Source organism: Pantoea sp. Seng, from assembly GCF_009829935.1.
In the GTDB taxonomy this organism is placed as follows: Bacteria; Pseudomonadota; Gammaproteobacteria; order Enterobacterales; family Enterobacteriaceae; genus Pantoea; species Pantoea communis.
Window position 1 is genome coordinate 1 of sequence record NZ_SZZV01000011.1, and the last position, 14789, is coordinate 14789.

The window sequence follows — 14789 nt, forward strand, 5'->3', positions numbered from 1 at the left end:
CACGATCAACAACCTGTTTGACTGCTTCAATTTTAAACTCTTCTGGATAACGCTTACCGCTCATGGGCACCTCTCTTTAAGCCATCTTAAATGACTCTGAGGTGTCTGTTAAACCCATAGCGATTCATCTCTTCCATTCAGTCATGATACCCATATTAAATGGCTTCCCACCGGCGGAACAGAACGCTGGCATTCACCCCGCCAAATCCAAATCCGTTCGATAACGCATGTCGGATGGCAGAATAGCGTGCCTTTAATGCAACCAGGTTCAGACCTTCACCCGCCTGATCGGGATTATGTAAATTCAGCGTTGGCGGAATGATCTGGTCACGCAAAGCCAGTACGGTAAAGATGGCTTCAATACCGCCAGCCGCGCCCAGCAGATGCCCGGTAGCCGACTTGGTCGAACTGATAGCGACTTTGCTGTCTTTACCAAACACAGAACGGATCGCCGAGAGTTCTCCTTTATCTCCGACCATAGTTGAGGTGGCATGGGCATTGATGTGCTGTACATCATCGGCACTCACTCCAGCCTGGGCTAACGCAAGCGCAATGGCTCTGCGGGCTCCGCTGCCGTCTTCAGGTCCCGCAGTCAGATGCCATGCATCGGCGCTGGTGCCATACCCCACCAGTTCAGCCAGCGGCGTTGCCCCGCGGCTCAGCGCGTGTTCTAAAGACTCAATAACCAGTATGCCTGCACCTTCGGCCATCACAAATCCGTCCCGATCTGTGTCAAAGGGTCTTGAGGCTTCGCCAGGTTTATCACCATTATTTGTGGAGAGTGCGCGTGCTGCAGAAAAACATCCCAGCGTAACGCGATCTATTGCGGCTTCTGTCCCGCCGCAAACTGCAATATCGGCTTCGCCGGTTTTAATCAGCCTGGCCGCATCACCGATGGCCTGCACACCTGCAGCACATGCTGTTACTGGCGCACCAACAGGTCCCCGGAAGCCATGCTTAATTGAGACATGACCCGCAGCCATGTTTGCAAGAAAAGAAGGTGCAGTGAACGGTGATAAGCGGCGTGGTCCGCGTGTGTCGGTCGTTCTTACTGCGTCGGCAATAGCACCAAATCCACCTACGCCGGAGGCAATCACTGTGGCAGTTCGCTCGCGCGCGTGTTCATTATCCGGCTGCCAGCCGGCCTGAGTCAGGGCTTCCTGGGCCGCAATGAGAGCAAACTCAATGAAGCGATCCATTTTTTTACGCTCTTTAACAGCAATATACCGCTCCGGCTCATAACCTGCGTCAGGATCTTCTTCGAGTGAAGGTACACGTCCGGCAACATATACGCCGGTGCCTTCCCTGATTTCTGCTGGAAGAACGGTTATTCCTGACGAGCCCTCAATCAGCCTGCGCCAGACGGTTTCGGTACCACATCCTAGCGGGCTGACGATGCCGCAGCCGGTTATGACTATTCGTACAGAATTATTTTGATCCATGATAAAAACCTCATGTTTTTGTTTGCATAGCGTCAGGACATGAGCCTGTATTCAGGGGGAACGTATCCCCCTATGGTTAACGGTTATTTTGCGACTTTATCCTCCGCGTATTTCTGGTAGTCGGGACGTATCCTGAACCAGATGGCATACATAGCAGGCAGGAAAACCAGAGTGACGATGGTGCCGGCAAATGTTCCGCCAATCAGCGTGTAAGCCAGCGTTCCCCAGAAAACAGAGTGCGTGAGCGGTATAAAGGCCAGGATGGCGGCCATCGCCGTCAGTAATACGGGCCGGGCACGCTGAATCGTGGCTTCAACGACGGATTCAAACGGGGTCAGCCCTTCATGTTCATTGTGATGGATCTGACCTATAAGGATTAATGTATTACGCATCAGAATTCCCGACAGTGCGATCAGTCCTACCAGCGCATTTATCCCGAACGGCTGGCCGAAAAGCAGTAGCGTCGGGACAACGCCAATCAGCCCCAGCGGCGCGGTCAGAAACACCATCACCATCGCTGACATTGACCGCACCTGCAGAATGATAATCAGAAGCGTTATGGCAATCATAATCGGGAACAGCGGAGCCATGGCTTTAGTCGCTTTACCTGACTCCTCAATTGGGCCCCCCTGCTCAATGCGGTATCCGGCCGGAAGCTTGTTTATGACAGGCTGCAACTGTTTCAGGATTGCCGTGGAGACATCGGGCGGCTGCATGCTGTCGGAAATATCGCCCCGTACGGTAATCGTCGGAGTACGGTCGCGACGTCGCAGCACAGGATCTTCCATTTTTACCTGAACATCGCCAATCTGAGACAGCGGAATGCGCTGACCTGACGACCCCACCAGAGTAAATCCGGCTATTCTTGCAGGATCGAGTCTGATATCGCCTGCTGCACGGCCAATTACCTGTACGGAGCGGATGTCTTCGCGAACGGACGTGATGGGCACGCCAGAGAGCAGGAACTGGAGTTGCTGCGCAACGGCATTAGAAGTCAGTCCTACTGCCTGAAGGCGATCCTGATTCAGCGAGAAGTGAAGCGTGGGCACGCGCTGCCCCCAGTCAGTGTTGACGGTCCTCATGTCGGGACTGGCCAGCATTACCGTCTCTACTTCGCCAGCTATTTCGCGCAGTTTATCCGGATCAGGTCCCATCACCCTGTAGGCAACCGGATAGGGTGAATACGGACCGAATACCAGCTGTGTTATGCGAACACGCGCTTCAGGAGCAAGTCCGCTGGCTGCGGCTTCACGCAGCCGCTCCTTAAGGACATCTCGGGCATCCTGACTCTCTGTCAGCACGACAATCTTAGCAAAAGAGGGATCGGGGAGCTCAGGTGCCATCGCCAGATAGAATCGGGGTGAGCCCTGTCCGATGTAAGAGGTGACAATTTCCGCCTCTTTCTGCTTTTTCAGCCAGTTTTCAATTTTCGCCGTGGTCGCACTGGTCTGCTCAATTGAAGTGCCGTAAGGCATCTGAACCTCAATTAATACCTCCGGACGATCTGATGTTGGGAAGAATTGTTTCTTAACCAGTCCCATGCCGAGAATGGCCATGGTAAAGACAATGATGACAGTCCCCGCGACTATCCATTTTCGCGCTATAACGCGGATCAGTAACCGGCGAAAATGGTTGTAGCGTGGTGTATCGTAGATTGCAGCGTGTCCGCCTGACACGGTTTTGATCTCTGGCAGCATTTTCACGCCCAGATACGGCGTGAACACAACGGCCACGATCCATGAAGCTATCAGTGCAATACCGACAATCCAGAACATGTTACTGGTGTATTCACCAGCAGTGGACTGAGCAAAGCCATTAGGCATAAAGCCCACGACCGTAATCAGGGTACCTGCCAGCATCGGGGCCGCAGTATGGCTCCAGGCATAGGCTGAGGCTTTGATTCGGTCGTATCCCTCCTCCATCTTTACTACCATCATCTCAATTGCAATGATGGCATCATCAACCAGGAGTCCCAATGCCAGAATCAGTGACCCCAAGGTTATGCGATCGAAGTTTTTACCTGTTGCCTCCATGACCATGAAAACAACAGCCAGCGTCAGAGGCACGGCAGCAGCTACCACCACGCCCACACGCCAGCCCATACTGACGAAGCAGACCACCATGACCACAAGTAGAGCAACGAAGAACTTGAGCATGAATTCATCGACGGCAGAACTGATGTTAACCGACTGATCCGTGACTTTCGTGAGCGTCATGCCCAGTGGCATGGACGCATTAATACTGGCGACTTCGGCATCCAGCGATTTCCCCAGTTTAAGGCCGTTCCACCCCTCCCGCATGATGATGCCCAGCAGCAGAGCCGGTTCACCCTGATTGCGAATCAGAAACGTGGCGGGATCCTCATATCCGCGTTCAACGGTGGCAATGTCCGACAGCAGCAGCGTTCTGCCATTAACAACGACGGGCGTTTTACGAATCTGCTCCAGTTTGTTAAAGCCACCGTCAAGACGGATGAATACCTGGGGACCCTGAGTGTCAATTGAGCCCGCGGGGGTAAGAACATTCTGGTTATTCAGGGCGGAAAATATGTCCTGAGGACTAACGCCAAGCGTGGCCAGTCGGTCATGAGAAAAAGAGACAAAGATGCGTTCGTTCTGCTCCCCAATGATGTTGACCTTTTTTACGCCAGGCACATGAAGAAGACGCTGGCGCAGTGATTCGGCATCGCGCACCAGTAAACGCTGGGGCTCACCTTTAGCTTTCAAAGCAAAGAGGGAAAATGTGACGTCCGAAAACTCGTCATTGACCATAGGCCCGATAACGCCTGCAGGCAGGTTTTTAGCTTCATCTCCCAGCTTTTTACGTGCCTGATAGAACTCTTCCTGCACCTGTGAAGGTGGCGTACTGTCCTGCAGCGACAGCATGGTGAATGCAATGCCCGGGCGGGTGTAAGTTTCAGTACGGTCGTACCATTTGAGTTCCTGCATCCGCTTTTCAAGCGGCTCAGCCACCTGATCCTGCATTTCCTGTGCCGTCGCGCCCGGCCATGCGGTGATGATTGTCATCTGTTTGACGGTAAACGGCGGATCTTCTGCCCGGCCCAATTCAAAAAAAGACAGTATGCCTATGATCGTGATCAGAATAATCAGGAACAACGTAATCGAGCGCTCACGGACAGCGAGTGCAGAAAGGTTAAAACGTGATTTACTCATGTGGCTGGCCTCCGGCGATACTGCCGTCACCCTGACGTGCAACGCGTATAGTTTCGCCGTCGTGCAGCAGGTGAGCGCCAAGCGCAACCACTTCTTCGCCGGGACTGATCCCACTTGTGACTTTTGCAACATCGTCACTCAGGCCATCTACACTAACCGCCCGCCAGGAAACTCTGGCAGGCTGACCGGTAATTACCCATACTCCCGGGCCTTTACCCTGGTCAAAGAGTGCGGATATAGGTACCTGCATGACCTTAAGTGAAGTATTTTTATCGGCAATATGAAGCGTGACCGTTGCGCCCAGCGGTGCGTCAGCCAGGGCCCCCCCAAGCACATATCGCGCTTCAAAAGTTCGCGTCAAAGGATCGGCTGCATCGGAAAGCACGCGAAGTCGCGCGCTAACGGACTGTTCTTTATCGCCGTACAGCGTCGCTTCAGCCTGGCTTTCAGGTGCCGGCCTGAGCGTTTCAGGCAGCTGGACAAGAGCTTCACGCTGCCCGGCCCTGGCTAACCTGATCACCGGCTGACCTGCGCTAACTACCTGACCCGGCTCAGCAAGCGTATCCATGACGACGCCATCAGCGTCAGCCAGCAATACGGCATAGCTTTTTGCATTCTGTGCAACGTCAGCCTGCGCCTGTGCAGCACCAAGGTCGGCTTTTGCCGTGTCTGCAGCAGCCTTTATTTGATCATAGGCTGATGCGGAAACAGCGCCCGCTGAAACCAGGCCTCTGTAGCGTACTTCGTCCTGAGAAGCCTGCCTGGCGCGGGCACGTGCAGCAGTTACGGCCTGCTCCTGAGCCTGTACCTGTAGGCTCAGATCAACAGGATCAAGACGCATCAGCGGCTGCCCTCGTCTGACTGTCTGCCCCGTATCAACAAGGCGTTCAAGGATTTTGCCCTGAACCCGGAAGCCGAGGTCGCTCTGAGTGCGTGCGACCACCACGCCGGTGAAAGAACGATATGCATTGTCAGCGCCCGCCACGTTTACAGCCCTAACCAGGGGCGGCTGCGTGCGCGGGTCATCAGTAACGGAATTGTCGCCGCAGGCCACCAGGGCGAGCGGCAATATGCAGACAGCTAAATGGACAGGCTTGATCCTGAGCATGGGTTACCTGATTAAAGTAAAAGGAAAGTAACCGCATTCTTATTCTTGTGACCACATTTGTCAATGGTCACAATTTTATGGAGAGAGACTACGTAGTATCAGAGCAGAAAGGAGTACGGCGGCTGAACCGGCTGATTCGAGGTTGTACTGTAACTGAACAGGACTGATGTAAGGTTTCATAAGAAGAAAAATAGCCAGCGTCGCCTCGTCAAGAGGGGTTTTTCTCTCAAACTCGCCCGAAGCTCTCCCTTCAACAATAATATTTTCAATGAGTTGTTTTATTCGTTCTTCATGAATAGCGGCGGATGGCCACTTATCCCTGGCGGCTACTGCGGCAATGTCATAGAGCCTGCGGTCGTGAAAAAAAAGGTCGCTTCCGGACTCTGTCAGCGCCTTCAGCAGCTGCCTAATCTTTTCCGATGCCGTCGGCGATTCTGCAACTGCAGAATTAACAATTTCCATAATCATATTCAGACGATTGGTGCAGATAACTTCACCAATGGCCTGTTTTGATCCAAAGAATTTATATATATAGGCCTTTGAAAAACCGATAGCTTTTGCCAGATCGGAAACAGTGGTTTTCTCATAGCCATAATGCCCAAAGTGTTCTGTTGCTGCTATGACCACCTGATCACGAATAGCGTGTTCAGAAGGCCCCCTTGAGGGGTTAGGAGTAGTATATGTATTCATTTTTTCAGCTTAGCGTAACAGCGGTTGATTGACAACTTGTGACCATTTGGTAATGTAGTCACAAATGAAATTTGTCTCAAGGCCCATTCATGCTCCCTTTACGTCCCACTGCTCTGATGCTGAGTGCCGGTTTACTGGCGGGTTGCGCCGTTGGACCAGATTACTATCGTCCGGATGTACCGCTTGCAGAAAGCTACATAAGTGAATCTGCCGTTCTGCAAAGAGGCGCTTCACATTCCGCCACTTTTACCGAGTGGTGGGAAGGGTTCAATGATCCTCTTTTAAGTAATTTCGTGACAGACGCACTGGCGCAGAACCTTGACCTTGCACAGGCTACAGCCCGGATGGCGCAGTCGGGTGCCGGACTGGGCGCAGCCACTGCAGCGCTGTTGCCCTCTGCAACCGTCAGCGGTCAGGCGGGTCGGGCATATCAGTCCACCGAAACCCCGCTGGGTCAGGTTCTTAGCTCAACGCCGGATTTCAGTCGTTACGGCAATAGCTATGAAGCCGATCTCAACGCAGGCTGGGAGATTGATATTTTTGGTGGGTTACGCCGCGGTCGCGAGGCCGCTCTGGCTGACTACCAGGCTTCTGAAGCGGGAGTGGTGGCCACCCGGCTTGCTGTTGCCGCTCGGACTGCGGATATCTACATAACACTACGCGGATTACAGGCCCGACTGGACATCGCTGAGAAGCAGGTCAGGACACAGCAGGAGTTACTTGAAAAGGTCAAGCTCCTTCAGACAAAAGGGCTGGCTCCGTTGTATCAGGTTCGTCAGACCGAAGGTGCGCTCGCACAGGTTCAGGCAAGCGTGCCGGTTCTTCGTACAGGGCTTGATGCCGCAATGAATGCGTTAGATGTGATGCTCGGTACCCCCCCGGGAACTCACCGTAAAGTGTTAGCATTGCCGGGAGCCATTCCGCAGGCTCCACAGATAACCTCTACCGGGACACCTGCTGATCTTTTACGCCGCAGACCCGACATTATTGTAGCAGAGCGTCATCTTGCGGCTTCAAATGCACGTATCGGTGTAGCTGTGAGCGAGTACTATCCGAAGTTTTCCCTTAGTGCACTACTCGGCAGCGCAACGTCGGTATCAAGCGGTAATCTTTTCTCAGGCGCAGCCAGCCAGGCCGCAGGCGCGGTAGGACTGCGCTGGCGACTATTTGATTTCGGACGTATTAACGCACAGATAGATCAGGCCAAAGGCGAGCAAGCTGAGGCTCTCGCTGCCTATCGCCTGTCAGTATTGCGTGCAAGTGAGGACGTTGAAAACGCATTCTCGTCACTCATCAACAGTGAAATGCAGACCGCCATTCTGACCAGCGGAGTCAACGCATTATACGGAGCTCGTCAGTCGTCTTTTACCGCATGGAAACAGGGTACTGCAAGCCTGATCGATGTCTTACATGATGATGAAAATCTTTTGCAGGCTTCTGACACTAAAGCCCAGGCTCAGACAGGGAGCGCGCGCGCAGCTGTAGCCGCTTTTCGGGCTTTGGGCGGGGGCTGGCAGCCACCTGCGATTAGCGCAGATGCACCAAAACAGTTCCGGTAATGTGGACCCGGTGTGTTCGCTTTAGAGACATAAATCTTTTCAACCACTGAAGCAGCGTTGTTTTAGGCCTGACGCCCGGAGGATGTATGAACAGGTTGGGGTTTATAGGCATAGATGAGTTGTCTGAAGGCATAATAATGGCAATTTGTCGTACCGCACCAGAAATGCAGGTATTCCTTTATCCTTCAGTCTGCAGCCATGTTCAAAAACTGGCAAGAGTTTATCCCTGCTGGACGCTGGATGACTGTCTGGCTGTTTCTGAGGAATCAGAGATAATTTTTCTAAGCAAGACTCTCACCGATCTGGTTGATGTATCGAAAAGCCTGAATCTTAATAGCATGCATACTGTCGTTTCGCTGAACCCGGCCCTGTCCGTTCAGCAATTACGTTTTGTTTTCCCTCACAGTGATTGCGTCAGGATGACGATGATTAACCACGAAGACGGCAATAAACCGGTGGCTGTTTTCACTGACAACAATCAACGTCTTAAGCATTTCCTTTGCAAGGCAGGATTGCCGTTTATTGCATTAAGTGAAAACCAGTTCAATTTCATAATCAGGTGAACGGTTTAGAATCAATCCAGATTTTAAGCAGTCAATTCATTAAATCCTCAGAGAGATGACAGTATCATCAGACAACTGGGGATAACCGCTTCTATAACAAATCAACCCAGGAGAAGTTTATATGAAAAACACAGATGCAGAATGGGTACTCATTACCGGTGCCTCCGGGGGATTTGGCGAAGAATTTGCACGCCAGTTCGCCGCACAGGGAAGGCCGCTGATACTTGTAGCAAGAAGACGCGATAAAATGGAATCTCTGGCGCAGGAAATACGTGAACGATACAAAACTGACGTTATTGTAGAGCAGGTTGATCTTGCTATCATTGAAGCAGTCAGTGATCTTCACCGACGCCTGAAAGCACAGAACATTCAGGTTGATACACTGGTGAATAATGCAGGTTACGGACTACAGGGTCGTTTTCTCGACCATTCTGTTACTGAATCTCTGAATATGATAAATCTCGACATCGGCAGTCTGACTGCGGTTACCCGGGTTTTTGCAGAAGATATGAAGAACGCAGGAAAAGGGCATATTTTGATGGTTGCAAGTCTGTTGTCTTATCAGGGTGTAAAAAATTTTGCAGTCTACTCAGCAGCTAAATCTTATGTGCTGAGATTTTCAGAAGCTTTACACCGCGAACTCAAAACTGAGGGTATAACCGTAACGGCCCTTTGTCCGGGAATGTCTGACACCGGGTTTGCCGCTGCAGCTCATCAAAAGCTTACCCCGATGCTCAAAAGCGTCATGATGAAACCGGCCCCCGTAGTTAAAGCAGGTATTAATGCTCTTGCAGCCGGAAAGATGAGCGTTGTGCCGGGAATGGGTAATAAAGCAATAACCTTTTTTACCTGGGCTACCCCCCGACGCCTTCATCAAGCAGTCATGTCATATGTTATGGGGGTGTAAAATATATCAATCAGGAATACACTCCTGAATTTTTATAAATTAATTACATCTTTCAGTATGTTAACTGGAAGTATAAGAAATTCAGAAATTCGTGATGCGCATAATCTAAATATTCGCTTTTCGCTCACCGCGGAACTTGATTCATCGTTTTTAGAAAAAGCAGTACATGATGAATGTAGCTGAGATCTATCGGTGATATTTAAGCATACCCAAAAGTCATAGGGTAAATCGTCCCTGAAAGTCCCTAATGTCATCACCTATATGCCATGGGCATAATTTTCATGGGTTAGTTCGTTCTTAGGGCGCAATTTAGTAGGTTTGTTGCCGAAGATGTTTACTACATGACCGCATAACGTTTTGAAGGCGCGAGGGGGTAGATGGAATCATGAACAAATGACTGGCTTGGCTAAGGATTTTTTACTAAACGAACAGACGCATATTATAACGTGGGGCGTAAAAGGGATGGCTTGAGAAAAATGTAAGGCTCATTTTGATGGGCGGCATCAACGGTAATGGCTGGAAGGGTTAAGTAAATCTAACGAAACTGGAGGTTTTGTTGACAGATGCGACAATGATTGCAATTATTTACGCCAACGAGAAAAGGGCATCAGCGTCAACTGATACCCTTTCTTGAAGATTTTTTATGTTCAATCTTGGATGATGCATCTGTCAATGCAGTCACCGTTGCTTTGAACACCATCTTCGTTTAGACACCCGTTAGAGATCTCACTTCTAACCAGTGTGCTTCGATGTATGGTGCCCGGACGCGGAATCGAACCACGGACACGGGGATTTTCAATCCCCTGCTCTACCGACTGAGCTATCCGGGCAACGGGGCGCATTAAACCCTACTCAGGCCGCACCGTCAAACGCTTTTCAGCAAAAATCCGCTGACTGCTGGCTTTTACAGCAACCTTCAGACCATCCGGTAAAAAATTTCTGCAACGACCAACTTTAGTGGTGAATTTTTAACCGCACCCGCCGATAACCGATGTGACGACAAATTCCAATTATAAGGTCCACCATGTTTAGCACTATTACATCGGGAATAATGTCACGCCTGGCGTGGCAGAAGCGCGCTCGCAGCAGCGCCACGCTCAGCTCGTTGCAGGAGGCGATTGCAATGGTTGAGTTTACGCCGGAAGGCCACATTCTCGCCGCCAATGAACTGTTTCTGGAGCGCATGGGATACACGCTGAAGGAGATTGCCGGCCAGCATCACAGCATGTTCTGTACGGCTGATTTAGTCCAATCCCCGCAGTATCGCGATTTCTGGCGCCGCCTGAACCGGGGCGAAGGCTTCAGCGATAAATTCCTGCGCGTTGCCAAACACAGCCGTCCCATCTGGCTGGAGGCTAACTATGTGCCGGTGCAGGATCGCAGCGGTCGGGTAATCAAAATCGTTAAGCTGGCGAGCGATATCACCGCACGGATTATTGATGCGCAAGAGCAGCGCGCCATGACCACCGCCATTGAGCGTTCGATGGCGGTCATTGCCTTTAACCTCAAAGGCGAAGTGCTGATGACCAATGACAATTTCCTCAAAACCATGGGTTATCGCAGCGATGAGGTGATTGGCGTCCATCACAGTCAGTTCTGCCCGCCGCAGATGCGCAACAGTGAAGAGTATCGCCGCTTCTGGCACAAGCTGAATCAGGGCGAATTTATCTCCGGACAGTTTGAGCGCGTGAACAAATCAGGCCGCACCGTGTGGCTGCGCGCCACTTATAACCCGGTGTTTAACGAAGCGGGCGAACTGTACAAAGTGGTGAAATTCGCCACCGATGTGACTGCACAGGTGGAGAAGAACCATCTGGAGCGCGAAGCGGCACAGCAGGCATATCAAACGGCACTGCAAACCAGCGAGAGCACACGCCTCGGGGCTACGGTGATTGAAAACAGTGTGCAAACCATCAATGAGCTGGCGGGCGAACTGCACGGTATTTCCGGCGATATCAGTAACCTCAGCGAATCCTCAGACCGCATTGGTGCGATTGTCGAGAGCATTCGCCGCATTGCCGATCAGACTAACCTGCTGGCACTCAACGCCGCGGTGGAAGCCGCCCGAGCGGGTCAGCACGGTCGCAGTTTTGCCGTGGTGGCTAACGAGGTGCGCACGCTGGCGGCAAACATCAACCGCGCCACCACCGAGATCGAGAATATGGTGCAGCACAATCACACTCTCGCCGAAAAAGCGTTAAAAGGTATCGAATCGAACCTGAAACGTGCCGATCATGGCGTCGTGTTAGCCAAAGAAGCGGGTGGCGTGATCTCTGAGATTCGCGGCAGCTCCAGCGAAGTGGTGCGCGCCATCAGTCATGTGGCTGAGGCCTTGAAAGAAGAGTAATTTTTCCTGCTTTCTCTTCTTCTATTGCACTGCTGTGACATAAAACTGTCATGGCAGTGCAGTAATCTAGGATAAATCCTAATCAATGCCAGAATAATTCTTATGCAGCTGCCTGATTTACGCGCAGGATTAAACTCCCTGTCGAGCCGTTCCCGTGCGCGTTCGCTGTGCATTGAGGTGCCGTTTGTCAGTCCAGCCATGGACAACACAGCGGTCATGGCTCTGTTTACTGAACACAAAGATTTGATCGGTTTGCCAGTGATCGAGAACGGCACGCCGTTTGGCATGATCAACCGCCATATCTTCCTGTCACAGATGACGCGCCCGTTCTTCCGCGAACTCTATGACCGCAAAAGCTGTATCGCTTTTATGGACAAAGAGCCGCTGGTGATTGATGCCGATACCGAGTTGGATCAGGTGGCGCATCAGGTGGTGGCAACCGGGGATAAATCGGTCACCGACGGATTTATTTTGACCGAACAAGGCCGCTATATCGGCATCGGTTTGGGGATCGATTTGATCCGCACCGTCTCCGATTTGCAGGCGCAGCAGCATCAACAAATTTTGCAGAGTATCGATTATGCGCGCGTGATTCAGGACGCGATGCTTGATCGCTCAAAACAGCAAATGGCCCAGCAGCTCAATGACTGGTGCCTGCACTGGCAGCCGCGCGATGGCGTGGGCGGCGACTATTATGCATTCCATCAGGATGAACACGGCTGGCTGGCATTGATTGCCGACTGCACCGGCCATGGCATTCCGGGTGCCTTTATGACGGTGATCCTGCAATCCGCGCTGGAAAACGCGCTGCAGAAAAACCGTCGGGCACCGTCCGATCTGCTGCAATCACTGAATCGTCATATTAAACAAACCCTTGGGCAGCTCAATGCCACGCAGCAAACGTCGCTCTCCAATGACGGCTGTGATGCTATCGCGCTACGCCTTGATACTCACCAACATCAACTCAGCTGGGCCAGCGCACGCATGCATGCGCTGTTACATCCGGCCGCTGGCGAAGCGGAATCGCTCAAGGCCGATCGCGTCGGTGTGGGTTACACCGATACGCCGCAGGATTACATCTGGCCGGAACATCAACGCACGCTGCATCCCGGCGATATGTTGTTGGTGATGACCGATGGCGTGACCGATCAGCCCGGCGGTGAACGCCATATTATGTTTGGCAAAAAGCGCATTCAGACGCTGGTAACACAATATCAAACCCTGCCGATGGACGAGCTGTCAGCGACCTTTGAGCGGGAATTTCTCAACTGGCAAGGCAACCAGCCGCGACGCGATGACGTCACCTGGTTTGGCTTCCGTTATTGATGAGCACCTTATGAACTCAGGTTCTACCCTTAGCCGCTTACCGCCAGAAAGCGTTGCACTGCACTATACTGGCTTCTTCTCGCCGCAGAACATCACCGCCATGGGCGAGGTGATTAAGGTCTTTCTGGAGAACCAGCAGGCGCCGGTGAAAGTGCGCCGCCGCTTGTTCTCCAGCTTTGTTGAAATCGTACAGAATATCCTGCGTTATTCGCAGGATAGCCGCGTCATGAACCACGCCGAGCAGGATTTTCGCTTCGGCACCGTTACGCTGCGCGTAGATGGCGACACCTACGTGCTGGAAAGCAGCAATCAGGTTGATGAAGTCGCCTGTGAGCAGCTGCGTTACTGGCTGGATTTGCTGCGTACCATGAGCAATGAAGAGATCAAACAAGCATACCGCGTAGGTCTGCGAGCTGAGAGCCCTGCCACAAGCAAAGGGGCCAACATAGGATTACTGACACTTGCCCGTGATGTCAGTGAACCGCTGGAGTATGAACTGCGTCCGCTGGAGTCCAGTGGTTACGCCACGTTTTGGCTCAAAGCCACCATTCACCAGGATTGAATTGTTTATGCAAAACCTTGTTATTGCTGCCACAGAAAGCACGCCCGAGGTCAATTTTGACTTCGAAAGCGGTCAGTTTTCCCTGCGCGGAGAATCCTGGCCGGAAAACGCCGCCGCCTTCTACCGTCCGTTGCTGGATGCGCTGGAAAGCTGGCAGCCCGCACAAAGCGGCCAGATCGAAGCCAGTATCGCCCTGCGCTATTTCAACAGCTCCAGCACCAAAATGCTGTTCAGCCTGTTTGATCTGTTCAATCAGCTGGCGCAGAAAGGCCAGAAGGTTGAACTCAACTGGTTCTTTGATGAAGAAGATGATGTGTCTGAAGAGTTCGGCCAGGAACTGGCGCTGGACTTTACCGATCTGCAGGTGAATCTGCGAGCGGAAATGGCCTCATGATGGACCTGAATGAGCTGTTTCGCGAAGAGAGCGAGGTGCTAACGCGCGCTCAGGATGTTGCGGCTCAGACCTCGCTCAGTGCAGACGATTATCGTAATGCGTTGCTGAACGTTAATCGCCACTATCAGCGCCTGATGCGCGAGACCTATCGCATGATCTCGCGCAGTGACCGTGCTGAACGCGAGCTGAACCGCGTCAATGAGCAGCTGCATCAACTGGCTCAGGAGCTGGAATACAAAGCCAGCCACGACCCACTCACTGCTGTCTGGAACCGCGGTGCCATCATTCAGCGTATTACGAATACGATGAGCAATGGCCCGGCGGCGCTGATCATTCTCGATATCGACCACTTCAAGAAGATCAACGATGAGTTCGGACATCCGATGGGCGATAAGGTGATTTGCGGTCTGGTGTCGCGTATCCAGACGCACTGTCCGGAAGATGCCAGCATTGGCCGTATTGGCGGTGAAGAGTTTACCGTGCTGCTGCCGCACTACCGTTTGTCGGACGCGGTGATTGTCGCGGGCGCGATTCACGCCTCCCTGAATGCCTCGCCACTGGCGGTGCTGCCGGGTCAGTTAGTGACGGCCAGCCTCGGCGTGAGCTACGGCAAACCGGGTTCTGATTTCGAAACCCTGTATAACAATGCTGATGCCGCGCTATATGATGCGAAAAACCACGGTCGCAACCGGGTTTTCTTCCGCTAGAAGAGCCTTGT

Annotated in this window: 12 protein-coding genes and 1 tRNA gene; 8 read left to right on the forward strand and 5 right to left on the reverse strand. The window is 52.3% G+C overall.

The window, feature by feature from the left end:
- Positions 1–155: 155 nt before the first annotated feature.
- The 4 genes from fabF to FD737_RS12845 all read right to left on the reverse strand — a co-directional run bounded on the left by fabF (position 156) and on the right by FD737_RS12845 (position 6413).
- Positions 156–1442, reverse strand: a complete 1287-nt coding sequence (gene fabF / locus FD737_RS12830; protein WP_160833650.1) for a beta-ketoacyl-ACP synthase II — start codon at positions 1440–1442, stop codon at positions 156–158.
- Between the two features lie 83 nt (positions 1443–1525).
- Positions 1526–4615 carry an efflux RND transporter permease subunit gene (locus tag FD737_RS12835; protein WP_160833651.1) on the reverse strand — a complete coding sequence of 1030 codons (3090 nt, stop codon included), beginning with the start codon at positions 4613–4615 and terminating at the stop codon, positions 1526–1528.
- A complete protein-coding gene (locus FD737_RS12840) occupies positions 4608–5723 on the reverse strand; it encodes an efflux RND transporter periplasmic adaptor subunit (RefSeq protein ID WP_160833652.1) in 1116 nt (371 codons plus the stop codon). The genes FD737_RS12835 and FD737_RS12840 overlap by 8 nt, the downstream gene beginning before the upstream one ends.
- 75 nt (positions 5724–5798) lie before the next feature.
- Positions 5799–6413, reverse strand: coding sequence for a TetR/AcrR family transcriptional regulator (locus FD737_RS12845; RefSeq protein WP_160833653.1), 615 nt, complete (start codon positions 6411–6413; stop codon positions 5799–5801).
- Between the two features lie 89 nt (positions 6414–6502).
- On the opposite strand from FD737_RS12845, the gene FD737_RS12850 reads away from it, so the two are divergent.
- The 3 genes from FD737_RS12850 (at position 6503) to FD737_RS12860 (ending at position 9442) form a co-directional block, all read left to right on the forward strand.
- Entirely contained in the window at positions 6503–7972 is a 1470-nt protein-coding gene (locus FD737_RS12850) for an efflux transporter outer membrane subunit (protein WP_160833654.1), read from the forward strand.
- Between the two features lie 86 nt (positions 7973–8058).
- Entirely contained in the window at positions 8059–8535 is a 477-nt protein-coding gene (locus FD737_RS12855; RefSeq protein WP_160833655.1) for a hypothetical protein, read from the forward strand.
- Positions 8536–8656: 121 nt separating this feature from the next.
- Complete coding sequence (locus tag FD737_RS12860) at positions 8657–9442, forward strand: SDR family oxidoreductase (protein WP_160833656.1); 786 nt, start codon at positions 8657–8659, stop codon at positions 9440–9442.
- A gap of 754 nt (positions 9443–10196) precedes the next feature.
- Here the strand turns inward: FD737_RS12860 and FD737_RS12865 are convergent.
- Positions 10197–10272 (reverse strand) — tRNA-Phe (locus tag FD737_RS12865).
- A gap of 194 nt (positions 10273–10466) precedes the next feature.
- Here FD737_RS12865 and FD737_RS12870 point away from each other — a divergent pair.
- The 5 genes from FD737_RS12870 (at position 10467) to FD737_RS12890 (ending at position 14778) form a co-directional block, all read left to right on the forward strand.
- Positions 10467–11789, forward strand: coding sequence for a PAS domain-containing methyl-accepting chemotaxis protein (locus FD737_RS12870; RefSeq protein WP_160833657.1), 1323 nt, complete (start codon positions 10467–10469; stop codon positions 11787–11789).
- A gap of 102 nt (positions 11790–11891) precedes the next feature.
- Entirely contained in the window at positions 11892–13115 is a 1224-nt protein-coding gene (locus FD737_RS12875) for a SpoIIE family protein phosphatase (protein WP_034828500.1), read from the forward strand.
- A gap of 10 nt (positions 13116–13125) precedes the next feature.
- On the forward strand, positions 13126–13677 hold the full coding sequence (locus tag FD737_RS12880) for a SiaB family protein kinase (protein ID WP_160833658.1): 552 nt from the start codon (positions 13126–13128) through the stop codon (positions 13675–13677).
- Between the two features lie 7 nt (positions 13678–13684).
- Positions 13685–14071, forward strand: a complete 387-nt coding sequence (locus FD737_RS12885; RefSeq protein WP_160833659.1) for a DUF1987 domain-containing protein — start codon at positions 13685–13687, stop codon at positions 14069–14071.
- Positions 14068–14778, forward strand: a complete 711-nt coding sequence (locus FD737_RS12890) for a GGDEF domain-containing protein (RefSeq protein ID WP_160833660.1) — start codon at positions 14068–14070, stop codon at positions 14776–14778. The genes FD737_RS12885 and FD737_RS12890 overlap by 4 nt, the downstream gene beginning before the upstream one ends.
- Positions 14779–14789: the final 11 nt, after the last annotated feature.

Bases quoted from the DNA above. Each gene is read 5' to 3' on its own strand.
- fabF (WP_160833650.1), bottom strand. From the start codon at position 1,442: ATGGATCAAAATAATTCTGTACGAATAGTCATAACCGGCTGCGGCATC.
- FD737_RS12835 (WP_160833651.1), bottom strand. From the start codon at position 4,615: ATGAGTAAATCACGTTTTAACCTTTCTGCACTCGCTGTCCGTGAGCGC.
- FD737_RS12840 (WP_160833652.1), bottom strand. From the start codon at position 5,723: ATGCTCAGGATCAAGCCTGTCCATTTAGCTGTCTGCATATTGCCGCTC.
- FD737_RS12845 (WP_160833653.1), bottom strand. From the start codon at position 6,413: ATGAATACATATACTACTCCTAACCCCTCAAGGGGGCCTTCTGAACAC.
- FD737_RS12850 (WP_160833654.1), top strand. From the start codon at position 6,503: ATGCTCCCTTTACGTCCCACTGCTCTGATGCTGAGTGCCGGTTTACTG.
- FD737_RS12855 (WP_160833655.1), top strand. From the start codon at position 8,059: ATGAACAGGTTGGGGTTTATAGGCATAGATGAGTTGTCTGAAGGCATA.
- FD737_RS12860 (WP_160833656.1), top strand. From the start codon at position 8,657: ATGAAAAACACAGATGCAGAATGGGTACTCATTACCGGTGCCTCCGGG.
- FD737_RS12870 (WP_160833657.1), top strand. From the start codon at position 10,467: ATGTTTAGCACTATTACATCGGGAATAATGTCACGCCTGGCGTGGCAG.
- FD737_RS12875 (WP_034828500.1), top strand. From the start codon at position 11,892: ATGCAGCTGCCTGATTTACGCGCAGGATTAAACTCCCTGTCGAGCCGT.
- FD737_RS12880 (WP_160833658.1), top strand. From the start codon at position 13,126: ATGAACTCAGGTTCTACCCTTAGCCGCTTACCGCCAGAAAGCGTTGCA.
- FD737_RS12885 (WP_160833659.1), top strand. From the start codon at position 13,685: ATGCAAAACCTTGTTATTGCTGCCACAGAAAGCACGCCCGAGGTCAAT.
- FD737_RS12890 (WP_160833660.1), top strand. From the start codon at position 14,068: ATGATGGACCTGAATGAGCTGTTTCGCGAAGAGAGCGAGGTGCTAACG.